The organism is Pseudomonas sp. CCI1.1, from assembly GCF_034348165.1.
In the GTDB taxonomy this organism is placed as follows: Bacteria; Pseudomonadota; Gammaproteobacteria; order Pseudomonadales; family Pseudomonadaceae; genus Aquipseudomonas; species Aquipseudomonas paracarnis.
Window position 1 is genome coordinate 2,564,926 of the sequence record NZ_CP133780.1, and the last position, 24,702, is coordinate 2,589,627.

Sequence of the window (24,702 nt, forward strand, 5' to 3'; positions counted from 1 at the left end):
AAAAACCGCCTCACCTTCGGGTGGGGCTTTTGCATGAAAGGGAGGAATGTAAATGACCTTGGAAACCTGGCTGCTGTTCAGCGGCGCTGCGCTGGTGGTGATCCTGATCCCCGGCCCGCTCTCATTGCTGATGATCAGCAACAGCCTTAACTATGGCCTGCGCCGCTCGTACCCGGCGTTTCTCGGTGGTGTGTTTGCCTCGATCTGCCTGTTGAGCGCCTCGGCCCTGGGCCTGGGCGCGCTGTTACTGGCGTCCGAACAACTGTTCAGCGCGCTCAAAATTGTCGGCGCACTCTACCTGTTCTACCTGGCGTGGCAGAGCTGGCAGCAATCGCGCCTGCCCAATGCTGGCGCTGAAGTTCCGCACGCTGCGCCAGTACCACGCTTTCGTGCATTGTTTGGCCGGGCTTTTGTACTGGGCGCCAGCAACCCCAAGGACATCCTGTTTTTCGCTGCCTTCCTGCCACAATTTCTCAGCAGCCAGCAACCGTTCCTGCCGCAGTTGCTGGTCATGATCGTCACCTGGACGCTGCTTGATCTGCTGTGCAAGTTGGCTTACGGCTTGGGCGCCCATGGCGCTGCGCGCTATTTGCGCAGCGGCTCGGGCCAGAGCTGGTTCAATCGGATCAGTGCCGCACTGTTTGGTGGCGCCGCAGAAGCGGCACTCGTCAACGCTAGGGGGCCAATTTGACGAAGTAGACGCTGGGGTTCAGATTGCCCTTCGTCGCCCATTGGATACCCGCCACGATCCGCACCAAGCGCTGTTCTTGCAGCGCGCTGTCGACCGCTTTCAATAGAAGAGAGTCGGGGTGTAATTTAATTGCGAACCGAATCCACTTGTCCGTCAGCTTGGTTCTCAATGTCATTCGCCCCGTCTCAAGCCATTGATAGGCGACATAGTAAATTTTGTTCGAATGGCGATGCGTCACAACTGATTCGTGGCTGAATTCTCCAGCGGTTGTCCCCTGCCGCCGCAAAGACAAATCCTGGACGGCGAAGCCCTGCTGCTCCAGCACGGTTCTGACGGCAGAGCGCTCTGCCTCGAGCCGCTGCGTCCTGACCGGTGTGACACCAAATTGAAGGCGCGGATCCAACGGGTGAGGCGGCGTGAAGTCAACACGCGTGAAGCCTGGCGCCTTGCCATCGTAACCGATGTACACCATTTCTTTGCGCCGCTCATTGGGCCGCAACATCTGTAGCAAATCATCCGTCTGGCCAACACGGCCATTTACAGCAAGCAACCACTTGTCGAGCGTGGCGCGAATATTCAGTAAATGACTGGCCGTTGCCAGTTGTGGCGGCCCCGATAACTCAATCAGCCTGGCGACTGCCAGCGCTTGGCTTGTATTTGTGAGGGTGGGAAAAGCACTGCCCACATAGCGCTCCAGTGGCCTGTCGAACAGCGGCGCATGCAGCTGCCACTCGCCCGCCGAAGTGCGTGATACCGGAATGGGCTGATCGTTGATTGCCGTACTTGTCCAGCGCTCAATATCAGTGCGAGCCAATGAAACCTGCTGCGTATCCCTGGTAATAAACGCAATGTCGGTCAATGGCGCCTGATCCCCCGTGTCCAGTAGCCTGTAATATCCGATTCCCGATCCAGCGCTCGGTGTGTCATACCTCGCGCCGATATAGATGGCATTGTAGAAGGCTCCTTGAGGAGTCGATTGCACACGTAAAACGCCAGGTATCGATGAGTCCGACAGCTCAATGGCCTGGGCTCGGATACGCCAATCGAACCAGTGGGTGGCGACCGTTGAGGACTGGACAATGGTGCTTTGTGTAGCAGAACGCACAGTCGGTGGGAACCAATCCCGTAGCGCCTCTACTTCTACGCGCCAGGGGTTGAGCCCCCCCGAGCTGGGCCCCGGTTGAGGGTCGCCCGAGCCCAACAAGCGTTCACCGGGCTGATCGATGTGCAAGATCAACTCGTCTTGGCCCGGCTGCCGGGTATTTTTGAGTCGAAATACCTGTTCGTTTTCGCGCTGGTAAATCGGGTAATGGTGCGTATCGTCTGTCAGAAACAGCTCACCCTTTTTGACATGGATCCCCTTTTTGCCCGGGCCTTTCAGCGCCACGGCGTCGTCAGCAATCGCCTTGATTTTGAACCGGTCGAACACCTTGAGCTGAGTTACAACGGGCACCTTCACGCGCGAAAGGCTATCGCGCACGGCCATGCGCATGCGGTGTATGCGTGCCAGTAAAGCCCTCGGCGCAGGACGCGTCACCTTGGCCACAGCACTGCCGCGCCCCTTGGGCCCCGGTATAAAGTTTGTCAGCAGGTCAGCCGCCATAAACGCACTCATAAAACCCACGTCAACGGCATCATGAGGGTCCCCATAGCGATGAAAGCGCCGCGCCACAAGCAGCAACTCGTAGGCATCATTGAACATCCCGAATAACGGAGAGAAAAAAGCGATCAACCGGCGCCTGCGTGTCTCGCCCTGCTCGCCCAGCCGACGGGTGCGATACTCATCCAGCGCTTTGCCGGAATGGCTGGCTGCCTGGGTCTGACGTTTCAACTCCAGCACCGGGGCGTCGTAAAGCAATGCCTGGGCATCACTGTGGGACGTGGGGACAATTGCCAGCCAAGCCTCAGGTTCACTGGCAATCTGCTCAAGGATTACCTGCTCAACCTCATCCGGCAGCACCGTCGGCTCCAAGTGCTTGATACCGAAGGAGCGAACAAACTCAACCGCTTGCCATATCCCTTTGACCATGGCAAACGCAGGTATAGCGTCCAGGTAACTGACGGCAGCACCGAGCCTATCGACCCTGACCGGGTGATGGGTAATTGCCTGAAATGCCCAGCCGGGTGCGATCTGCCTCGCCAGCATCTGGGTGTTTTCAGGCCGTGCGCCAAGGCGGTTCAATGCATCCTGGGCTTGTTGCAAACTGCAGTACTCGGTGAGAACCAACGCGGGCGAAGCATTCGGCCAATAGATCACGCAATGCCCCGACCGCAGGTCTCGCACGATCACCAGGCCCGCGATATAGCGGTCATGCTGCATCGTGTGGCCCACTAAATGAAGCACATGCAGTTGCAGCTCATGTTGGTTTTTCAACAAGTCTTGCGGCGTTCGTGCGGCCATCGCCGTGGTGAAGATACTTTGCGCGGTTGCCGTCAAGCCTTGTTGCGTGGCCAACAACAGATGTTGCTCAGTGCCGGCAAGCAACGTCCGGTTCAGTAACTCGGGAATGCGCCCTTTGCTGAGCGTGTGGAGGGTATCGCCAGGCGGGTAAAAAACCTGGTTGATCAACGCGTCGTACTGACCGCCGACATCCAGCGAGGAAATCGTACGGATCAAGTAAGCGGCATTCAGTTGATTTTTCCATTCAGGTTGCAAATAGCGGGCGCGATTGAGTCGCCACTGCGTCCAGGGCGCCAGTGGGTCCAGGTTATGCTGCGCCAGTTGTAACAGGCTGTAGGTGGTGCGCTTCAGGGTCGGGGTAAGTTTTATGGCGCGGTCGCCAATGGCACAACCGCTTGTCCATCCACAATAACTGCCTTGAACATCATCGGGCATATCAATGAAGGGCTGGTCGATATCAAACTGCGCAGGTATGCCGTCCAACCGCAAGCGATCGATCAGGGCACGGCGAGCGAAGGTTTCCAGACCGGGCAACTGGTCTTCAAGCCTTGTCTTGAATGCAAAAGTACTGCTCAGGTAAAAGCGCTGCGATCGCCTGAACTTCTTACGCTGGTAACGGGATGCGTGCTCCAGCCAAGCTGGCAGTTTCTTCGCTTGCAGTGCGGTTTTGCGCAACAACTCGACATTGGCCTGGGCGCGGCTCTGGGCGTCACTGACAGGTGCCTTGAGCTGCTCTTGCAGTTCTGCCAGCAGCAAGGCGCGACTTATTTGCGCATCTTTCACGCCGTTGAATATGCGCGTGATGTCTTCTGTGCTGTTGTGCAGGCGCTGATAACACCCAAGCAATGTCTTGATCGCAGCCAGTGCGGGCTTGCCATTAATCGGTACGTAGCGCACAGCCAGCGTTCCACGCGCCGCGTGTGAGCGCAAGTCGTTACGCTTGTCGTGCTCGACATAGTCCCACAGCGCGCTGCGATCCCAACTATCAAGGCTGGCTTTGATACTTCGGGTCAGGGCGTCCAGTCCGGAAAACCCCTGCACCCCACCTTCCGCTCCGAAACCGCACAGGACTACCGCATGCTGGCGCCGCGGCACCCGTACCGCCGCCGCCGTAGTCACCACCCACATGTTATGGAGCGGATAGAAGGCATCAGGGTCATTGCCAATCGCAATTGACAGCACTCGGGTTTGACTGTCTGGACGTTTTGACGGCAAAGGCTGATCGAGCACTTCGATGATCAGGTCCCGATGCGCGGTGCTTATCAACTTGAGTCGATGCTGCAATTGCACCTCACAGCGTAGCGCCTCAGTCTGGGCGTCAAGAAACAACGTGCCGCGCCTGAGCGTACCCTTTCCACCAGGGCGCTCAGCCCAAAATGCCACCTCGAACAGCCGTTGCTGGGCATCCTGCACCCACCTGTCCATCGTTTGGGCATGGGCATTGAGCTGGGATACTAGCGATACAAATGCCTGGTATGCGGGCGTATCGTTACTCAAATCATCGGGATCGAGCAACGCAACCAGCCCTTTTTCGTAGCGTTTGATCCGGTGTTCTACGGTGTATTCGGCCAAGCCTGGCGCAGTGCTGCCAAAGATTATTTCGGCGTGTCGTCGTTGCTGGTCCCATTTGAGCAACTGCTCTCGAAGCGGGCCAAGTCGGGCCCCGCCAATCAACTGCTGCCGGTTACGCTCCACTCGTGCGAGAACAACTGCTGACTCCAGAGGCTGTGACGTTCCGGCGGCAAACACATGGGCGTGGTTGCTTTTTACCGTACACGCCAATTCATTGGCCCATTGCCCTTCCAACAACGCCTGCGCGCTTGACGCCAGCGCATCCTCCATAAGCTCCACGCCTCGAGAGACAGTGGATACCGAGGAGAACGTTGCAGGTGGAAGCAACACAGAGCGACGACTTAATGGCAAACATTGCCAGAGCTCGTGTAGACGAGTCCTGCCCAGCGCCTGCACGCCGCACGCCAGGGCGACGAAAGACGGGTACTCGTAAAAATTGCGAGCCACACCCGGTAAATAGACAACATGAGGCACATCATCGGGATCGCCCTCACGATAGAAATGCAGCGCGCCCGCAATAGCCACCGCAGGGTTACCCGGCCACATCAACGGGCCTACTCGCACATCGGCCCACTGTCCGCCCGCACGCAGGCGTGCTTCAGCGGTTGGTGCATCGATCACGGCCTGAACCATGGCCAATCCAGCCCGTGATAGCTCGTTCAGTTGCCTGGCAATAAAGGCCCGGTCAGCAAAAAGCGCCTGGTGCAGCTCGATCCAACGCTCCCGGCGTGTGAGCCAGGAGCCGTACTCCAGCGCGTCCCAATATTGATTGGCTGCGCGACCCAACCGCTCAAACAGCCCCAACGCGATAACCCGCCGCAGCACTTCCAGCGGTGTATAGGGCAACCGACGGTCAGGCGCGCCCTTGACGCTGAGGAGGGTGTATTGATTGATATTGAAAGGCACCGAAGGGCGGACCAGCAGCAACAACGCACGATCAGTCAAGGTGTCGACTTTCTGCGGTAAACGCGGTGGCATGGGTTCGGTGAAGAGCAGACTGTCCGGGTCAATCTCGAACGCCTTCTGCAACTGGGCGCGGATCACCTTCAAGATCCTGGGTGAGCGCCCTATCAGGCGTGTGAGCGCCCGTGTCGACTCGCGGCATCTCGCGTCGGCCAGCCCGATCTGATTGATCAGGCGGCTGGGATGGGGATAGGCGTTGATCCGTTCTCGCAACGGAGTGCGTAGGGCCTGTAAATCGGCATCGACGAAAAAGGGCGGCGCGTCCTCCTCCAGGGTGTCGTCAGGGTCACTGGAGGGCGCTGTAACGCCGAGCTGATCAGGGGGCAAGGTCATGGTGTTTTCTTCTCTATGCACTGAGGAAAAACCAGCCTAGGGCCCATCAATGAGCAAGAGGGGCTAGATAGTTGAGCGAAAAAAAGCCCGCAGTGTGCGCGGGCGAAACCAACGAAGAGCATTTGGGGGTGTGAAGCGAGGTGACGACTCAGCTACCGCGATAAGTGGAGTAGCTGTAAGGCGAAATCAGCAGAGGCACGTGGTAGTGGTCTTGCTCGGCACTGATACCAAAGCGCAACACCACCACGTCGAGGAAGGCAGGTTCAGGCAATTGCACACCGCGGGCACGGTAGTAATCACCGGCGCTGAACTGCAGTTGGTACACGCCGCTGCGGTAGTCGTCGCCTTGCAGCAGCGGCGCGTCGCAACGACCGTCTCCGTTGGTAGTGGCGGTAGCGACGAGCTCAAGCTGCGTGCCTTCGACACGGTAGAGCTCAACCTTGATTGCGCTGCCAGGGCAGCCGTGTGCAGCGTCCAAAACGTGTGTGGTCAAACGTCCCATGGCTTCTATGCGCCTCCGGAAGTCAGTGATTGAGAAACCCGCACCTTTTCAGAGCGTTGAAAAAGCCGGCGATGACTGATTAAGACACTTTTTATAAAAATTGTACACAATAAATTCCACAGCCTTCCAATCCCCTGTAGGAGCGAGCTTGCTCGCGAAAAACGTCAACGATGACGCGGGCTTCCAGGATGAAAAGTGGCGCGCTCGGGTTTTTCGCGAGCAAGCTCGCTCCTACAGTGGGCTTTTTCATTTTAATCTGACCATTCAGGCAAGTTTCTTGCAGAGACCCGTAGAGAGCCCGTTCAGAAAAAATGCAGAAATGCAGGCTTACAAAGTTCGCGATAAGTTGTATACAATCACTCATCGCTGTGACGCCACTCAGTCATTCCACTGCCCGGACGCCACACACACCTGCTACCACGAACAAGAAGGAAGACTGCAGTGAGCGCTGACTACCCACGCGACCTGATCGGTTACGGCAGTAACCCTCCTCACCCCCACTGGCCGGGCAAGGCACGCATTGCGCTGTCGTTCGTACTCAACTACGAAGAAGGCGGCGAGCGCAATATCCTGCATGGCGACAAAGAGTCCGAAGCCTTCCTTTCGGAAATGGTCTCGGCCCAACCGCTGCAAGGCGAGCGCAACATGAGCATGGAGTCGCTGTATGAGTACGGCAGCCGTGCCGGTGTGTGGCGCATCCTCAAGTTGTTCAAAGAGTTCGACATCCCGCTGACCATCTTCGCCGTGGCCATGGCCGCCCAGCGGCATCCGGACGTGATCCGCGCCATGGTCGCCGCCGGCCACGAGATTTGCAGCCACGGCTACCGCTGGATCGACTACCAGTACATGGACGAGGCTCAGGAGCGCGAGCACATGCTCGAAGCCATCCGCATCCTCACCGAACTCACCGGTGAACGCCCACTGGGCTGGTACACCGGCCGCACCGGCCCCAACACCCGTCGGCTGGTGATGGAGGAAGGTGGCTTTCTGTACGACTGCGACACCTACGACGACGACCTGCCCTACTGGGAACCCAACACCCCCAACGGCAAGCCGCACCTGGTGATCCCCTATACCCTGGACACCAACGACATGCGCTTCACCCAGGTGCAGGGCTTCAACAAGGGCGACGACTTTTTCGAATACCTCAAGGACGCCTTCGACGTGCTGTATGCCGAAGGTGCCGAAGCGCCAAAGATGCTGTCCATCGGCCTGCATTGCCGCCTGATCGGCCGCCCGGCACGCCTGGCCTCGCTCAAGCGCTTCATTGAATACGTCAAAGGCCATGACCAGGTGTGGTTCACCCGCCGCGTGGACATCGCCCGTCACTGGCACCAAACCCACCCTTTCCCGGGAGCGGCGAAATGACTGCGTTCCAGACCCTGAAACCCTCGACCTTGAGCCGCGACGCCTTCGTCCAGGCCTTTGCCGATATCTACGAACACTCGCCATGGGTGGCCGAAAAGGCCTTCGACCTGGGCCAGGACGCGTCGATCGACCAGATCGAAACCCTGCACCAGCGCATGAGCGATATCCTGTTGAGTGCTGATCACGCCTCGCAACTGGCGCTGATCAATGCTCACCCGGACCTGGCCGGAAAAGCTGCCGTCCAGGGCCAACTGACCCAAGCCAGCACCGATGAACAAGCGGGCGCGGGTATTCACCAATGCACGGCCGAAGAGTTTTCTCGCTTCACCGAGCTGAATGAGGCCTACAAAGCCAAGTTCAAGTTTCCCTTCATCATGGCGGTAAAAGGCAGCAACCGGCATCAGATCCTCGCCGCGTTCGAAACGCGCATCCACAATTCGGTAGACACCGAGTTCAAGTGCGCGCTGGACGAGATCAACAAGATCGCGTTGTTCCGTTTACTGACCCTCTAGCAGTCCATCCCCAGCCACTCTATCTAAGGCAGACAAGAAGAATGAAAGCTTACGCCGTACCTTTCGAAAAGTTCGTCAACCTGGCCGACGCCCGCCTGGGCACCAAGATCATCTCGGTGACCGATGACTGGTTCGCTGACGCCAACCGCCTGTTCCAGCCGACCCCGGCCGTGTGGAAGGAGGGCGTTTTCGATGACAACGGCAAGTGGATGGACGGCTGGGAGTCACGCCGCAAGCGCTTCGAAGGCTACGACAGTGCGGTGATCCGCCTGGGCGTGCCGGGTTCGATCAAAGGCGTGGACATCGACACTTCATTCTTCACCGGCAACTTCCCGCCGTCGGCTTCCCTGGAAGCCTGCTTCCTGGCCTCGGGCGAGCCGGATGCCAACACCCAGTGGGTGGAAGTGCTGTCAGCCGTCGAGCTGCAAGGCAACAGCCACCACTACCACGAGATCAACAACGACCAGGCGTTCAGCCACCTGCGCTTCAACATCTACCCGGATGGCGGCGTGGCCCGTCTGCGTGTGTACGGCGTGCCGTTCCGCGACTGGTCTTCGGTGGGCGACAACGAACAGGTCGACCTGGCTGCCGCGCTCAATGGCGGTCGTGCCCTGGCCTGCTCCGATGAACACTTCGGCCGCATGAGCAACATCCTCAACCCGGGCCGCGGCATCAACATGGGCGATGGCTGGGAAACCGCGCGTCGTCGTACACCGGGCAATGACTGGGTGATCGTCGCCTTGGGCCACCCGGGCGAGATCGAGAAAATCGTGGTCGACACCCTGCACTTCAAGGGCAACTACCCGGATACCTGCTCGATCCAGGGCGCTTTCGTGAAAGGCGGCACCGACAGCCAGATCGAAACCCAGTCGCTGTTCTGGCGCGAACTGCTGCCGGCGCAGAAGCTGGAAATGCACGCCGAACACACCTTCGCCGAGCAGATCAAGGCGCTGGGGCCGATTACCCACATCCGCCTGAATGTGTTCCCGGATGGTGGTGTGAGTCGCCTGCGTGTCCTGGGCAAAGTCTCGAAATAACACCCGATCGTCCCCACGCTCTGCGTGGGGACGCATCCCGTGACGCTCCGCGTCACACAGCGGACGCAGAGCGTCCAGGGCAGCGTTGCCACGCAGAGCGTGGGAACGATCTATAGACAAGATAAGAAGACAGCCATGCGCACACTGATGATCGAACCCCTGACCAAAGAAGCCTTCGCCCCTTTCGGAGACGTTATCGAAACCGATGGCAGCGATCACTTCATGATCAACAACGGGTCGACCATGCGCTTTCACAAACTGGCCACGGTCGACACCGCGAAGCCGGAAGACCACGCCATCATCAGCATCTTCCGCGCCGACGCGCAGGACATGCCGCTGACCGTGTGCATGCTGGAGAGACACCCGCTGGGCAGCCAGGCTTTCATTCCGCTGCTCGGCAACCCCTTTCTGATCGTGGTCGCGCCACTTGGCGATGAACCTGTATCGGGCTTGGTCCGCGCCTTCGTCACCAACGGCAGGCAGGGCATTAATTACCATCGCGGCGTCTGGCACCACCCGGTGCTGACGATCGAAAAGCGGGATGACTTCCTGGTGGTTGATCGCAGTGGCACAGGCAATAACTGCGATGAGCATTTTTTCAAAGAGGATGAGCGTTTGATCCTCGCCCCCCACCAATAAGAGAAGGTCTGATCACCCGACAACAAGGGTGACAGGCGAGAGGTAAAGACTGTGGAAGCACATCTGTTGGAATGGCTGAACCTGAGCGTGCGCTGGGTTCACATGATCACTGGCGTCGCCTGGATCGGCGCTTCTTTCTACTTCGTCTGGCTGGAAAACAACCTTAATCGCGTCAACCCCAAGAACGGCCTGGCCGGTGACTTGTGGGCGATCCACGGTGGCGGTATCTACCACCTGGAAAAATACAAACTGGCCCCGCCGACCATGCCGGACAACCTGCACTGGTTCAAATGGGAAGCCTATTTCACCTGGATGTCAGGCGTCGCGCTGCTGTGCGTGGTGTTCTACCTCAACCCGACGCTGTACTTGCTCGCCCCCGGCAGCAGCCTCAGCGGCACCGAAGGCGTATTGCTGGGCATCGGTTCACTGTTCGCCGGCTGGTTTATCTACTCCTTCCTGTGCGATTCGGCCCTGGGCAAACGCCCTGCCCTGCTCGGCTTGATCCTGTTTGTGCTGTTGATTGCGGCGGCCTACGGCTTCAGCAAGGTGTTCAGCGGCCGTGGCGCCTACCTGCATGTGGGCGCGGTGATCGGCACGATCATGGTCGGTAACGTGTTCCGCATCATCATGCCCGCCCAGCGTGCGCTGGTGGCGGCCATCGCCGAGAACCGCACACCGGACCCGGCGCTGCCGGCCAAGGGTTTGCTGCGCTCACGGCATAACAACTACTTCACCTTGCCGGTGCTGTTCATCATGATCAGCAACCACTTCCCGAGCACCTATGGCAGCCAATACAACTGGCTGATCCTGGCCGGTATCGCGGTGGCAGCGGTGCTGGTGCGCCATTACTTCAACACCCGGCATGACAGCCAGAAGTATGCGTGGACCTTGCCCGTAGGCGCCTTGGCGATGATCAGCCTGGCCTACGTGACCGGGCCAAAACCGGCTGAACCGATTGCCAAGGCACCGGCGGCCATCGAATACCAACCCCTGCCGGAAACCGCCTTGGGCGGTGGCTTGAAACCGGCCGCGCCTGCCGCACCCGCCGCTGAACCGGCACCGGCCCAGGCCACCACGGACTTCGGCCAGGTGCACCATGTGATCGAGCAACGCTGCACCGTGTGCCACTCGGCCAAGCCCACCAGCCCGCTGTTCAGCACCGCTCCGGCTGGGGTGATGTTCGACACACCGGCACAGATCCAGCAGCAGGCGGCGCGCATTCAAGCGCAGGCCGTGGCCAGCCAGATCATGCCGCTGGGCAACATTACCCAGATGACCCAGCAGGAAAGGGATTTGATTGGCACCTGGATCAATCAGGGGGCCCGCACCAACTGACTGTTTCACACAGGACCAATGTGGGAGCTGGCTTGCCTGCGATAGCGGCAGATCACCAACATTTTCGGTGACTGACACACCGCCATCGCAGGCAAGCCAGCTCCCACAAGGGAGATCAGTGATGGTTTGAAGATTAAGTTTCATCCGGCAATTGAATGCCAAACAACACAAAAATAAAAAGATTCGAGGTGTTGCATGTCCCAGTTAGAAACGCAGACTCCTGCCGCGCCCGCCATGGTGCGGCTGCCCCTCTTGCAATTGATCCTGGTAGGCCTGCAACACGTCTTGCTGATGTACGGCGGTGCCGTCGCCGTGCCCCTGATCATTGGCCAGGCCGCCGGCTTGAGCCGTGAAGAAATCGCCTTTCTGATCAACGCCGACCTGCTGGTGGCTGGTATCGCCACCATGGTGCAGTCGTTCGGCATCGGCCCCATGGGCATCCGCATGCCGGTGATGATGGGCGCCAGTTTCGCCGCCGTGGGCAGCATGGTCGCCATGGCCGGCATGCCCGGCATCGGTTTGCAGGGCATCTTCGGCGCGACCATCGCCGCCGGGTTCTTCGGCATGCTTATCGCACCGTTCATGTCCAAGGTAGTGCGCTTTTTCCCGCCGCTGGTGACCGGCACGGTGATCACCGCCATCGGCCTTTCGCTGTTTCCCGTGGCGGTGAACTGGGCCGGCGGGGGCAGCGCCGCCGCCACGTTTGGCTCGCCGGTCTACCTGGCGATTGCCGCCCTGGTGCTGGGCACTATCTTGCTGATCAACCGCTTCATGCGCGGCTTCTGGGTGAACATCTCGGTGCTGATCGGCATGGGCCTGGGTTACGCCCTGTGTGGTGTGATCGGCATGGTCGACCTCAGTGGCCTGGCCCAGGCGCCGTGGGTGCAGGTGGTGACGCCGTTGCACTTTGGCATGCCCACGTTCGAGTTGGCACCGATCCTGTCGATGTGCCTGGTGGTGGTGATCATTTTTGTCGAGTCCACCGGCATGTTCCTCGCCCTGGGCAAGATCACCGGCCAGGAGGTCACGCCGAAGATGCTGCGACGCGGCCTGTTGTGTGATGCCGGCGCGTCGTTCTTTGCCGGCTTCTTCAACACCTTTACCCACTCCTCCTTCGCGCAGAATATCGGCCTGGTGCAGATGACCGGCGTGCGCTGCCGCTCGGTCACGCTCATGGCCGGCGCGTTCTTAATCGTGCTCAGCCTGTTGCCCAAGGCGGCCTATCTGGTGGCTTCAATTCCACCTGCGGTACTCGGCGGCGCGGCGATTGCGATGTTCGGGATGGTGGCGGCAACCGGGATCAAGATTCTGCAGGAAGCCGACATCGCCGACCGCCGTAACCAGTTGCTGGTGGCGGTGAGTATCGGCATGGGCCTGATCCCCGTGGTACGCCCGGAGTTCTTCGCACAACTGCCGTTGTGGATGAGCCCGATTACCCACAGCGGCATCGCCATGGCCACCCTCAGCGCGCTGTCGCTCAACATCCTGTTCAACATTCTCGGCGGCGCTGAGCGCCCCGAAGTCGCACATACGCATTGATTCCTTTGTTAGTACAAAAATAACAACAAACAGGGAACCCCCACATGCACAACCTTGACATGGGGCCGGCCACACGCCGCGCCCCATTCTTGCCCCTCGCGCTCTGTTACAGCGCACTTGAGCCCAGGCCTGGGAGCCAGTATTCTCCGCGCCCGCTCGAATCGACTCAAAAAAAAACAGCGAATGTAAAAGCTGACCTCAAGGCCAACTTATCCCGGCCTGATGTTTGCTGCCAAAGTGCACAAAAGTCCCCTGAATTCGACTGCATCCGCTGCAGCCGACGGGGATTTTTTGGCTTTTTCAACACCTTGGCGCAGCTCTTGCTAAAAGCATCAAAGCTGACCGAACAGACGATTTTTGCAGCGAACCAAAAGGCGCCACACCAGAGCGCCTGCGTAGAAGAAAAACCATAAAATTTTAACTCGGGAGCAACCGAATGAAACCTATGTTCAAAGGCCTGATGCTGGCTGGATCACTGTTGGCCGGTGGCCAGGCCGTAGCCGGTGACTTGTTGCAGTGGCAAAACAACAGCCTGACTTATCTGTGGGGCAAGAGCTTTACCGTCAACCCGCAGATCCAGCAAACCGTCACCTTCGAACATGCCGACGCATGGAAGTACGGCGACAACTTCTTCTTCCTCGACCGTATCTTTTACAACGGCAAGGAAGACGGCAATGTCGGCCCGAATACTTACTACGGCGAGTTCAGCCCGCGTTTGTCGTTCGGCAAGATCCTGGACAAGGACCTGTCGTTCGGCCCGATCAAGGACGTGCTGCTGGCCTTCACCTATGAGTTCGGCGAGGGCGATAACGAGTCCTACCTGCTGGGTCCGGCGTTCGACTTGAACATCCCCGGTTTCGACTACTTCCAGTTGAACTTCTACCAGCGCCAGACCGAGGGCAATCGCCCGGGTGACGGCGTGTGGCAGATCACTCCGGTCTGGTCGTACACCATTCCCGTGGGTAATTCCGACGTGCTGATCGACGGTTTCATGGACTGGGTGGTGGATAACGACAAGAACGCCCGCGGCACTTATCACGCCAACCTGCACTTCAACCCGCAGGTCAAATACGACTTGGGCAAGGCGCTGCATTGGGGCGACAAGCAGTTGTATGTGGGTTTTGAATACGACTACTGGAAGAACAAGTACGGGATTGAAGACAGCGGCGCCTTCAAGACAACCCAGGACACGGCAAGCTTCCTGGTCAAGTACCACTTCTAAAGGTTGATCGCGGTTCCCTGTGGGAGCTGGCTTGCCTGCGATCGCGATGTGTCTGTGCCAGCAGTGTTGGCTGGCATACCGCTATCCCAGGCAAGCCAGCTCCCACATTCAGTTTGGCGTCAGGCCGAGGAAACGAGTGATTTCTTCGCGCTTGGCCAGCGCATCCTTGCGCCCCAGTTCGATCAACTCGCTGCAATACCCCGCCTCGAACAACAGATAACTCAACACCCCTGCCCCGCTGGTCTTGGTCGCCCCCGGCCCGCGCAAAAACACACGCAACGCCGCCGGCAACTCCTGGCGATGTCGTGCGGCGATTTCATCGATGGGCTGGCTGGGGGCAATCACCAGCACCTCTACCGGTGCCAGGCCCTGCACCGCCGCATCCACAGGCACCACACGGCTGAACTGATTCAAGCGCTCCAGCAGCTCGATATCGCTTTCCAGGCTGTCAATGAACGTGCTGTTGAGCATATGCCCACCGATTTGCGCCAGGGTTGGTTGCTGGCCGGTGTAGGTGCGTTGCACCGAAGGTTCATTGCCCCGTGGGTTGCCGCTTACCCCCACCACCAACACGCGACTGGCGCCCAGGTGCAAGGCCGGGCTGATGGGCGCGGACTGGCGCACCGCACCGTCGCCGAAATACTCCTGACCGAGCTTGACCGGGGCAAACAGCAGCGGGATCGCCGAACTGGCCAGCAGGTGCTCTACCGTCAGTTGGGTCGGTACCCCAATGCGCCGATGACGCAACCAGGCATCGATGGTGCCGCCGCCCTGATAGAAGGTCACCGCTTGCCCGGACTCATAGCCAAAGGCCGTCACCGCCACAGCCTGCAAGTGCTTGCGGCGGATAGCCTCGTCGATGCCGTCCAGGTTCAAGCGCTCTTGTAACAAGTCGCGCAGTGGCGAACTGTTGAGCAACGCCACCGGCACCTGGCTACCCAGGCCCAACAGGCTATGGATCAGGAAACGACTGGCCTGGCGCATCACCCCCGGCCAGTCACTGCGCAGCACCTGATGGCTGCGAAAGCCCTGCCAGAAGGCCGTCAGCCGTTGGATGGCTGCCGAAAAATCACTGGCGCCGCTGGCCAGGCTCACCGCATTGATCGCACCAGCCGAGGTGCCGACAATCACCGGAAAAGGATTCGCTGCCCCCGCAGGCAGCAATTCGGCAACCGCCGCCAGCACCCCCACCTGATACGCCGCTCGCGCCCCGCCGCCGGAAAGAATCAAGCCTGTGACCGGTTCAGCTGGGCGCATTGCGTCACTCCATGTGAGAAAGGGTTGGGCTTATCGACGGCGCTTTTCGTACAACTTGGGCTCACCCGGCGGTCGGCTCTTGAAGCGGCGGTGGGTCCACAGGTATTGCTCGGGGCATGCGCGTACCGAGGCTTCGACCCACTGGTTGATGCGCAGGCAGTCGATTTCGTCGGTTTCACCCGGGAAGTCGGTCAGCGGCGCATGGATCACCAGGCGGTACCCGCTACCGTCAGCCAGGCGCTCCTGGGTAAACGGCACCACCAGCGCCTTGCCCAGGCGTGCGAACTTGCTGGTGGCGGTGACGGTAGCAGCCTGGATGCCAAACAACGGCACGAAGATGCTTTGCTTGGCGCCGTAGTCCTGGTCTGGCGCGTACCAGATGGCCCGGCCGGCGCGCAGCAGCTTGAGCATGCCGCGCACGTCGTCACGCTCCACGGCCAGGGAATCGAGGTTGTGGCGTTCACGACCACGGCGCTGGATAAAGTCGAACAGCGGGTTGCCGTGTTCGCGGTACATGCCGTCAATGGTGTGCTTCTGCCCCAGCAGCGCCGCGCCGATTTCCAGGGTGGTGAAGTGCAGCGCCATGAGGATCACGCCCTTGCCGTCCAACTGCGCCTGCGTGAGGCGCTCCAACCCTTCGACATGGGCCAGGCGCGCCAGGCGCGGCTTGGGCCACCACCAGCTCATGGCCATTTCAAAGAAGGCGATGCCGGTGGAAGCGAAGTTTTCCTTGAGCAGGCGTTTACGTTCCTTGGCGGATTTTTCCGGGAAGCACAGCTCAAGGTTGCGCGCCGCAATACGGCGACGATCGCCCGCCACGCGGTACATGCCCGCGCCCAGCAAGCGACCAATGGTCAACAGCGCCCGATACGGCAATTGAGTGACCAGCCACAGCAGGCCGAGCCCCAGCCATAGCAGCCAAAAACGCGGGTGAAGAAATACAGCTCGAAAACGCGGGCGATCCATTACAGATTCCGGTAAAGACAAGGGCCGCGCATTCTACAACGGTTCGACTCGGCTTGCGGCGAGTGAGTGTTCTCGTTATAAGTCTCGACACTTTTCGTGACAAGCCGCTTTCGCCGACCATGAGCCAAACCGAACCGCTAGACCAAGATCCCGTGTTCCAGCTAAAAGGCAGCATGCTCGCCATTACCGTGCTGGAACTGGCCCGCAATGACCTCGACGCCCTGGACCGCCAACTGGCCGCCAAGGTCGCCCTGGCGCCAAACTTTTTCAACAACGCCCCGCTGGTGCTGGCGCTGGACAAGCTGCCGGCCGGCCAGGGCGTGATTGATTTGCCCGGCCTGATGCGCGTATGCCGCTCCCATGGCCTGCGCACCCTGGCGATTCGCGCCAGCCGCATCGAAGACATTGCCGCCGCCATCGCCATTGAACTGCCAGTACTGCCACCGTCGGGCGCCCGTGAGCGCCCTCTGGAACCATTGGTCGGCGAAGAAAAGAAAAAACCGGAAAAACCACCGGAGCCTGCGATCAAGCCTACAAAGATCATCACTTCGCCGGTACGCGGCGGGCAGCAGATTTACGCCCAAGGCGGCGACCTTGTGGTGGTCTCCTCGGTCAGCCCGGGGGCGGAACTTCTTGCCGATGGCAACATCCATGTATACGGCCCGATGCGCGGACGCGCCCTGGCCGGCATCAAGGGTGATACCAAGGCGCGTATTTTTTGCCAGCAGTTGACCGCTGAGCTGGTTTCCATCGCGGGTCAGTACAAGGTTTCCGAAGATTTGCGCCGCGATCCACTGTGGGGCGCTTCGGTACAGGTCAACCTGTCGGGCGATGTGTTGAACATCATCCGTCTTTAACGGATACTGCCGCATTTTCCAAGCATCTCTAGACTCTGATAGCAAAGCGAAACCGGCAAGACTTGTGTAGGACTTTTTGGAAGTTGGTGTTTCCCCATGGAAACCCCGTCTTTTTCCTGCAAAGGCTGTCCGCCTGCGGCGAGTTCCAAGAGATGTTTTTCAGGGACCGAAAGTCCTTTTTCCTTAGGGGTGAAACACCTTGGCCAAGATTCTCGTGGTTACATCCGGCAAGGGTGGTGTGGGTAAGACCACCACCAGCGCCGCTATCGGTACCGGCCTCGCTCTGCGCGGCCACAAGACAGTCATCGTCGACTTCGACGTCGGTCTGCGTAACCTTGACCTGATCATGGGCTGCGAGCGTCGCGTGGTGTATGACTTCGTCAACGTGGTGAACGGCGAAGCCAACCTGCAACAGGCCCTGATCAAGGACAAGCGCCTTGAGAACCTGTACGTGCTGGCTGCCAGCCAGACCCGTGACAAAGACGCGCTGACCAAAGAGGGCGTCGGCAAAGTGCTCGCCGAGCTCAAGGAAACCTTCGAATACGTGGTCTGCGATTCCCCGGCTGGTATCGAAACCGGTGCTCACCTGGCGATGTACTTCGCCGACGAAGCCATCGTGGTGACCAACCCGGAAGTCTCCTCGGTACGTGACTCGGACCGCATGCTCGGCCTGTTGGCCAGCAAGTCCAAGCGCGCCGAAGAAGGCCAGGACCCGATCAAGGAGCACCTGCTGCTCACCCGCTACAACCCGGAGCGCGTCAACAACGGCGAAATGCTCGGTGTTGAAGACGTGAAGGAAATCCTCGCCGTGACCCTGCTGGGCGTGATTCCGGAATCCCAGGCCGTGCTGAAGGCATCCAACCAGGGCGTACCGGTGATTCTCGACGACCAGAGCGACGCCGGCCAGGCGTACAGCGATGCCGTCGATCGCTTGCTGGGCAAGACCGTGGAACACCGCTTCCTCGATGTCAAGAAGAAGGGATTCTTCGAGCGTATCTTTGGAGGCAACTAAACAATGAAATTTCTCGACTTCTTTCGCGCCAACAAAAAACCCAGTACCGCATCGGTCGCGAAAGAGCGTCTACAGATCATCGTGGCGCACGAACGCGGCCAACGCAGCACCCCGGACTACCTGCCAGCCTTGCAGAAGGAACTGGTCGAGGTGATCCGCAAGTACGTCAATATCGGCAACGATGACGTGCATGTCGCCCTGGAAAATGACGGCAGCTGCTCGATTCTGGAACTCAATATCACCCTGCCCGATCGTTGATCGAACGGGCGGTCGCCACGGCGGCTCCACTGACGGCCCCCTCGCTCCTACAGGGTGAGGGGGCCGTCAGTGGAGCCGCCGTTGGCGTTTGTTACGAGGCTGTTTAATGCCGCTGTCCAATATCCACATCCTGCATCAGGACGACGCTGTCCTGGTGGTGAACAAGCCGACCCTGCTGCTCTCGGTGCCTGGCCGCGCCGACGACAACAAGGACTGCCTGATCACTCGCCTGCAGGAAAACGGCTACCCCGAAGCCCGCATCGTCCATCGCCTGGACTGGGAAACGTCGGGGATCATCCTGCTGGCCCGGGACGCCGACACCCACCGCGAACTGTCCCGCCAGTTTCACGACCGCGAGACCGAAAAGGCCTACACCGCCCTGGCCTGGGGCCAACCGGCACTGGACAGCGGCAGCATTGACCTGCCCCTGCGCTACGACCCGCCGACCAAGCCCCGCCATGTGGTCGACCATGAGTTCGGCAAACATGCACTGACCTTCTGGAAAGTCCTGGAGCGTTGCGGCGACTGGTGCCGCGTAGAGCTGACACCCATCACCGGGCGCTCGCACCAGTTGCGCGTGCATATGTTGTCCATCGGGCATCCGTTGCTGGGCGATGGTCTGTACGCCCATGAACAAGCCCTGGCCGCCTGGCCGCGCCTGTGCCTGCATGCAAGCATGCTCAGCTTCACCCATCCGCAAAGCGGCGAGCGCCTGCGCTTCGAGTGCCCTGCGCCTTTTTGAAGGGCTGATGCGATCAAATGTGGGAGCTGGCTTGCCTGCGATATCGGCGTGCCAGCCAATACATCTGGCACAGAAAGACCGCTATCGCAGGCAAGCCAGCTCCCACAGGGTTTGATGTGGTTCTCGGCCATGCACGCTCACTCCAAATATCTGGCCAATACGGTAAACTCTCGCCACTGCTGTCTGGAGCTATTTATGCGCGAAGCGTTGAATCAAGGCCTGATCGACTTCCTCAAGGCCTCCCCTACTCCTTTTCATGCCACTGCCGCCCTGGCCCAGCGCCTGGAAGCCGCCGGCTACCAGCGTCTCGACGAGCGCGACACCTGGGCCACCGAGGCCAACGGTCGCTACTACGTGACCCGCAACGATTCCTCGATCATCGCCTTCAAGCTCGGCCGCCAATCGCCGCTGCAGGACGGTATCCGCATGGTCGGCGCCCACACCGACAGCCCATGCCTGCGGGTCAAGCCCCAGCCGGAACTGCAACGCCACGGCTTCTGGCAACTGGGTGTGGAAGTCTACGGCGGCGCGCTGCTGGCGCCCTGGTTCGACCGCGACCTGTCCCTGGCCGGGCGTGTCACCTTCCGCCGCGATGGCAAGGTCGAGAGCCAACTGATCGACTTCAAGCTGCCGATCGCTATCATTCCCAACCTGGCCATTCACCTCAACCGTGAAGCCAACCAGGGCTGGGCGATCAATGCCCAGACCGAGCTGCCGCCGATCCTGGCGCAGTTTGCCGGTGACGAACGCGTGGACTTTCGCGCCGTGCTCACCGAACAGTTGGCCCGCGAGCATGGGTTGAATGCCGATGTGGTGCTCGACTACGAGCTGAGTTTCTACGACACCCAAAGTGCTGCCGTGATCGGCCTCAATGGCGACTTCATTGCCGGTGCACGCCTGGACAACCTGCTGTCGTGCTACGCCGGCTTGCAAGCCTTGCTCTCCAGCGACACCGATGAAACCTGCGTGCTGGTGTGCAACGACCACGAAGAAGTCGGCTCCTGCTCGGCCTGCGGTGCCGATGGCCCGATGCTGGAACAGACCCTGCGTCGCCTGCTGCCCGAAGGTGAAGAATTCGTACGCACCATTCAGAAATCCCTGCTGGTGTCGGCAGACAACGCCCACGGCGTGCACCCCAACTACGCCGACAAACACGACGCCAACCACGGCCCGAAACTCAACGCCGGCCCGGTGATCAAGGTCAACAGCAACCAGCGCTACGCCACCAACAGCGAAACCGCCGGGTTCTTCCGCCACCTGTGCATGGCCCAGGAAGTGCCGGTGCAAAGCTTCGTGGTGCGCAGCGACATGGGCTGTGGTTCGACCATCGGCCCCATCACTGCCAGCCACCTGGGCGTGCGCACCGTGGACATCGGCTTGCCGACCTTTGCCATGCACTCGATCCGCGAGCTGTGCGGCAGCCATGACCTGGCGCATCTGGTCAAGGTGCTGGGGGCGTTCTACGCCAGCCGCGATTTACCCTGAGACCGAAGCACGCCCATCGCGGGCAAGCCCGCTCCCACATTTGATCTGTGAATGCATTTCAGTGTGGGAGCGGGCTTGCCCGCGATGGGTTTCCAAACAGATATAAGGCTATCTGACTCACATCAACTGCACTTCTGCCAATCCGGCCTAGACTTGTCAGAACTTCCAGTCCGACAAGGCCGCCCCTCGCCATGATCTCAATGTCCTCATTCCACGCCATGCTGATCCCCATCCTGATCGGCATGATCATGCTCGCGGTCGGCTTCAACTTTCGCGACAAGCCTCTGGGCGTGTTTGGCATGTGGATCGGCATGCTGTTGATCCTCGGCACCGTGCTCTACAAGATCCTCGCCAAACTGGCGCAGTGACAAATGCGCTCGCATTGGGCATAGCGGCCTCGTACACTCGGTCAATTCGTCGTTTTCAAGGTTGACCGCCTCGTGCTTTCCCGTCTGTTTGCCCTGCCCTGCTACCTGCTGATCGCCCTGCTCACGCTGCTGCCAGTGATGCCCGCCCAAGCCGTGGGCTTGCCCGGGATGCTGGGCGGCTCCAGCAAGACCCAACCCCAGGCCGAAGTGCCCTTGGGGCAGTCGCTGGACGACGTGATCAAGACCCTGGAAAACGACCAGCAACGCACCCAGTTGCTCAGCGACCTGAAGAAGCTGCGCGCCGCCACGCAAAAGGCCCAGCCTGCCGCCGAACTCGGCGTACTCGGGTTGATCGGCAGTACGCTGTCGGGCTTCGAGCAGCAGTTTTCCGGCGCCGACAGCCCGTTGGGGCGCTGGTCCAATGAAGTCGACCTGGCCAAGGATGAACTCGCCGCCCTGATGTTGCCGGCCAGCGAATGGCTGCCGATCATCTTCGGTTTTGCTGTGATCCTGGCTGTGTGGAGCCTGCTGGCCGCTGCGCTGATCTGGCTCAGCCATCGGGTGCGCGAGCGTTTCGGCCTGCCCGAAGAGCTGCCGCAGCACCCGCGCACTTGGGACATGCTGCGCTTTGCCCTGCGCAAGCTGGGCCCCTGGTTGATCGCCCTGGTGATCACGGTGTACCTGAGCTACGCCCTGCCTTCCTCCCTGGGCAAATCCCTGGCCATGGTGCTGGCCTATGCCTTGGTGGTCGGCACCTGTTTCTCGGCCATCTGCGTGATTGCCTTCTCCGTACTCGACGGCCCGCACCGCCACCGCGCCCTGTATATCCTGCGCCATCAGGCGTTCCGCCCGCTGTGGTGGATCGGCAGCTTTGCCGCCTTCGGTGAAGCCTTGAGCGACCCGCGCCTGGTTGCCGCGCTCGGCCAGCATCTGGCCCACACCGCCGCGACCGTGGCCAATGTCATGGCGGCGTTGTCCACCGGGGTGTTTATCCTGCGGTTCCGCCGTCCGATTGCGCACCTGATCCGCAACCAACCGCTGTCGCGCCGCCTCAACCGCCGAGCGCTCACCGATACCCTGTCGATCATCGGCACCTTCTGGTACATCCCGGCTCTTCTGCTGGTGGGCATCTCACTGTTCGCCACCTTCCTGTCGGCCGGCGACACCAGCACCGCCCTGCGCCAGTCGCTGCTGTGCACGGTGTTGCTGGTGTTGTGCATGGTGATCAACGGCCTGGTGCGCCGCCACGCCCTCAAGCCGCACCGCGGGCACAAGCGCCATGCGCTGTACTCCGAACGCCTCAAAGGCTTTGTCTACACCCTGGTGCACCTGGTGGTGTGGCTGGTATTTATCGAACTGGGGCTGCGGGTCTGGGGCCTGTCGATGATTCGCTTTACCGAAGGTGAAGGCCATGAAATAGCCGTGAAGCTGTTCGGCCTCGGGGGCACGTTGCTGTTCGCCTGGCTGATCTGGATCCTCAGCGACACCGCGATTCACCACGCCCTGACCCGCTCGCGCAAAGGCCTGGCCAACGCCCGCGCGCAAACCATGATGCCGCTGATCCGCAACGTGCTGTTCGTGACCATCTTCATCATCGCCGCCATCGTGGCGCTGGCGAACATGGGCATGAACGTTACGCCACTGCTGGCCGGTGCGGGCGTGATCGGTATCGCCATCGGTTTTGGTGCGCAATCGCTGGTAGCCGACTTGATCACCGGGTTGTTCATCATCATCGAAGACTCCCTGGCCATCGACGACTACGTGGACGTCGGCGGCCACCTCGGTACCGTAGAGGGCCTGACCATCCGTACCGTGCGCCTGCGCGATATCGACGGCATCGTGCACACCATCCCGTTCAGCGAAATCAAGAGCATCAAGAACTACTCCCGCGAGTTCGGCTACGCCATCTTCCGGGTGGCGATCCCTTACAACATGGAAATCGACGACGCGATCAAACTGATGCGCGAGGTCGGCCATGCCATGCGCAACGACCCGCTGCAACGCCGCAATATCTGGTCGCCGCTGGAGATCCAGGGCGTGGAAAGCTTCGAGTCCGGCAGCGCGATCCTGCGCGCACGCTTCAAGACCGCGCCGATCAAGCAGTGGGAAGTGTCGCGGGCATTCAACCTGTCGCTCAAGCGGCACCTGGATGAAGCCGGGCTTGACCTGGCGACACCGCGCTTGAGCGTGCAGGTGCAGACTGCCGGGAGCGTGCAGGAGAAAGATCCACAACAATAGGCAAGGAGAGGTTGGTATGCGAATGAACGGTCTGACACACCAATGGGTTTTGGGTCTGCTCGGCGCGGTCGCGAGCAGTGCAGTGATCGCCGCCAGCAGCGGCCAGGACAGTGCCCGGGAAACCATTGCCGCCCAGGCAAAAATCCTCGAACCCAGCCTGTTGGAAACCCGCCGCGATATCCACGCCCATCCGGAACTGGGCAATACCGAAACCCGCACCGCCGAGTTGGTCGCCAAACAGTTGCGCGAACTCGGCCTTGAAGTAAAGACCGGGGTGGCCCGCACTGGCGTCGTCGCCATCTTGAAAGGTGCCCTGCCCGGCCCGACCGTGGCTCTGCGCGCCGACATGGATGCGCTGCCGGTCAAGGAAGTCGCCGACCTGCCCTTCGCCTCCAAAGCCAAGGGCACCTACCTGGGCAAAGAAGTCGACGTGATGCACGCCTGCGGCCACGACGCCCATACCGCTATCCTGCTGAGCACTGCGAAGATTCTTACCGGGATGCGCGAGCGGCTGCCCGGCACCGTGGTGTTTTATTTCCAACCGGCCGAAGAAGGCCCCAGCGATTTTATCCCCGACGGCAAGAACACCTGGGGCGCGAAGATGATGGTGCAGGAAGGCGTAATGAAAGCGCCCAAGCCTGACGCGGTGTTTGGCCTGCACGTATGGGCCGGTGTGCCTGCCGGGCAAATCGCCTATCGCCCTGGCCCGACCCTGGCCAGTTCCGATGACCTGCGCATCAGGATCCTCGGCAAACAGACCCACGCCGGCCGCCCCTGGGACGGTATCGACCCGATCACCGTCGGCGCGCAAACCATTGTCGGCTTGCAGACCGTAGTCAGCCGCCGTACCGATATTTCGTCATTCCCCTCTGTGGTGAGCATCGGCACCATCAACGGTGGCACCCGCTATAACATCATCCCCGAGTCGGTGGACATGAGCGGCACCATTCGCTCCTATGACTACGGCATTCGCCAGAAGCTGCATGGGGATGTGCGCCAGACCGTAGAGAAAATCGCCGAAAGCGGTGGCGCCAAGGCCGAAGTGACGATCATCGAGAAGTACGACCCCACCATCAACAATCCGGCGCTGACCGAGAAAATGCTGCCGAGCCTGCGCTGGGCGGCTCAGGATGATGTGGTGCAAGGCCCGTTGGTGGGTGGCGCCGAAGACTTCTCGTTCTATGCCAAGGAGGCGCCGGGGCTGTTTGTCTTCCTGGGGGTGACCCCAAGGGACCAGGACATGAGCAAGGCGGCGCCGAATCACAACCCTGGGTTCTTTGTGGATGAGTCGGCGTTGGTGGTGGGCGTGAGGACACTGGCGTCGTTGGCGACGGATTACCTCTACACCCACACATCACCGTAATGCTTGATGTGGGAGGGGGCTTGCCCCCTCCCACATTTGAAC

The 24,702-nt window shown here is 60.3% G+C and carries 21 protein-coding genes; 17 read left to right on the plus strand and 4 right to left on the minus strand.

The annotated features are described in order from the left end of the window. Positions 1-52: 52 nt before the first annotated feature. The gene (locus RHM69_RS11435) at positions 53-691 is read left to right on the plus strand and encodes a LysE family translocator (protein WP_322255499.1); all 639 of its coding nucleotides are present in this window, start codon (positions 53-55) and stop codon (positions 689-691) included. Here the strand turns inward: RHM69_RS11435 and RHM69_RS11440 are convergent. Both RHM69_RS11440 and uraH read right to left on the minus strand, forming a co-directional pair. Then, complete coding sequence (locus RHM69_RS11440; RefSeq protein WP_234452040.1) at positions 675-5,960, minus strand: dermonecrotic toxin domain-containing protein; 5,286 nt, start codon at positions 5,958-5,960, stop codon at positions 675-677. The two genes, RHM69_RS11435 and RHM69_RS11440, sit on opposite strands and share 17 nt — an antisense overlap. A 148-nt stretch (positions 5,961-6,108) precedes the next feature. Beyond that, on the minus strand, positions 6,109-6,462 hold the full coding sequence (gene uraH, locus RHM69_RS11445; RefSeq protein WP_014719291.1) for a hydroxyisourate hydrolase: 354 nt from the start codon (positions 6,460-6,462) through the stop codon (positions 6,109-6,111). A gap of 441 nt (positions 6,463-6,903) precedes the next feature. On the opposite strand from uraH, the gene puuE reads away from it, so the two are divergent. The 8 genes from puuE (at position 6,904) to RHM69_RS11485 (ending at position 14,114) form a co-directional block, all read left to right on the plus strand. Further along, positions 6,904-7,830 carry an allantoinase PuuE gene (puuE, locus tag RHM69_RS11450; RefSeq protein WP_014719292.1) on the plus strand — a complete coding sequence of 309 codons (927 nt, stop codon included), beginning with the start codon at positions 6,904-6,906 and terminating at the stop codon, positions 7,828-7,830. After that, the gene (gene uraD, locus RHM69_RS11455) at positions 7,827-8,342 is read left to right on the plus strand and encodes a 2-oxo-4-hydroxy-4-carboxy-5-ureidoimidazoline decarboxylase (protein WP_057011741.1); all 516 of its coding nucleotides are present in this window, start codon (positions 7,827-7,829) and stop codon (positions 8,340-8,342) included. The genes puuE and uraD overlap by 4 nt, the downstream gene beginning before the upstream one ends. A gap of 41 nt (positions 8,343-8,383) precedes the next feature. Beyond that, positions 8,384-9,379 carry an allantoicase gene (alc, locus tag RHM69_RS11460; RefSeq protein ID WP_014719294.1) on the plus strand — a complete coding sequence of 332 codons (996 nt, stop codon included), beginning with the start codon at positions 8,384-8,386 and terminating at the stop codon, positions 9,377-9,379. A gap of 135 nt (positions 9,380-9,514) precedes the next feature. Further along, a complete protein-coding gene (locus RHM69_RS11465; RefSeq protein WP_014719295.1) occupies positions 9,515-10,018 on the plus strand; it encodes an ureidoglycolate lyase in 504 nt (167 codons plus the stop codon). Between the two features lie 51 nt (positions 10,019-10,069). Further along, positions 10,070-11,353 (plus strand): urate hydroxylase PuuD, encoded by a 1,284-nt coding sequence (locus tag RHM69_RS11470; RefSeq protein ID WP_003192825.1) that lies wholly within the window; start codon positions 10,070-10,072, stop codon positions 11,351-11,353. A gap of 195 nt (positions 11,354-11,548) precedes the next feature. Then, entirely contained in the window at positions 11,549-12,892 is a 1,344-nt protein-coding gene (locus RHM69_RS11475; protein ID WP_014719296.1) for a nucleobase:cation symporter-2 family protein, read from the plus strand. 44 nt (positions 12,893-12,936) lie between these two features. Further along, positions 12,937-13,305, plus strand: a complete 369-nt coding sequence (locus RHM69_RS11480; protein ID WP_130175205.1) for a hypothetical protein — start codon at positions 12,937-12,939, stop codon at positions 13,303-13,305. Between the two features lie 23 nt (positions 13,306-13,328). After that, positions 13,329-14,114, plus strand: a complete 786-nt coding sequence (locus RHM69_RS11485; protein WP_003192827.1) for an outer membrane protein OmpK — start codon at positions 13,329-13,331, stop codon at positions 14,112-14,114. 108 nt (positions 14,115-14,222) lie between these two features. On the opposite strand, the gene RHM69_RS11490 is transcribed toward RHM69_RS11485, so the two are convergent. Continuing rightward, positions 14,223-15,371: a patatin-like phospholipase family protein gene (locus tag RHM69_RS11490; protein ID WP_073845512.1), complete on the minus strand. Its 1,149-nt coding sequence runs from the start codon at positions 15,369-15,371 to the stop codon at positions 14,223-14,225. 30 nt (positions 15,372-15,401) lie between these two features. Then, the gene (locus tag RHM69_RS11495; protein ID WP_200600101.1) at positions 15,402-16,337 is read right to left on the minus strand and encodes a lipid A biosynthesis lauroyl acyltransferase; all 936 of its coding nucleotides are present in this window, start codon (positions 16,335-16,337) and stop codon (positions 15,402-15,404) included. Positions 16,338-16,456: 119 nt separating this feature from the next. Between RHM69_RS11495 and minC the strand changes: the two genes are divergently transcribed. From minC to RHM69_RS11535, 8 genes are all read left to right on the plus strand, one after another. Continuing rightward, positions 16,457-17,194, plus strand: a complete 738-nt coding sequence (minC, locus tag RHM69_RS11500) for a septum site-determining protein MinC (RefSeq protein WP_106111475.1) — start codon at positions 16,457-16,459, stop codon at positions 17,192-17,194. 199 nt (positions 17,195-17,393) lie between these two features. Further along, positions 17,394-18,206 (plus strand): septum site-determining protein MinD, encoded by an 813-nt coding sequence (gene minD / locus RHM69_RS11505; protein WP_003192835.1) that lies wholly within the window; start codon positions 17,394-17,396, stop codon positions 18,204-18,206. 3 nt (positions 18,207-18,209) lie between these two features. Next, positions 18,210-18,464 (plus strand): cell division topological specificity factor MinE, encoded by a 255-nt coding sequence (minE, locus tag RHM69_RS11510; RefSeq protein WP_003175252.1) that lies wholly within the window; start codon positions 18,210-18,212, stop codon positions 18,462-18,464. A gap of 106 nt (positions 18,465-18,570) precedes the next feature. Beyond that, on the plus strand, positions 18,571-19,206 hold the full coding sequence (locus RHM69_RS11515) for an RluA family pseudouridine synthase (protein ID WP_003192838.1): 636 nt from the start codon (positions 18,571-18,573) through the stop codon (positions 19,204-19,206). Between the two features lie 195 nt (positions 19,207-19,401). Next, positions 19,402-20,691, plus strand: a complete 1,290-nt coding sequence (locus tag RHM69_RS11520) for a M18 family aminopeptidase (RefSeq protein ID WP_014719300.1) — start codon at positions 19,402-19,404, stop codon at positions 20,689-20,691. Positions 20,692-20,882: 191 nt separating this feature from the next. Then, positions 20,883-21,059 carry a hypothetical protein gene (locus tag RHM69_RS11525; protein WP_164545339.1) on the plus strand — a complete coding sequence of 59 codons (177 nt, stop codon included), beginning with the start codon at positions 20,883-20,885 and terminating at the stop codon, positions 21,057-21,059. A 72-nt stretch (positions 21,060-21,131) separates the two neighbouring features. Further along, the gene (locus RHM69_RS11530; protein WP_200600103.1) at positions 21,132-23,297 is read left to right on the plus strand and encodes a mechanosensitive ion channel family protein; all 2,166 of its coding nucleotides are present in this window, start codon (positions 21,132-21,134) and stop codon (positions 23,295-23,297) included. Positions 23,298-23,313: 16 nt separating this feature from the next. After that, positions 23,314-24,660: an amidohydrolase gene (locus RHM69_RS11535; RefSeq protein ID WP_198833574.1), complete on the plus strand. Its 1,347-nt coding sequence runs from the start codon at positions 23,314-23,316 to the stop codon at positions 24,658-24,660. Positions 24,661-24,702: the final 42 nt, after the last annotated feature.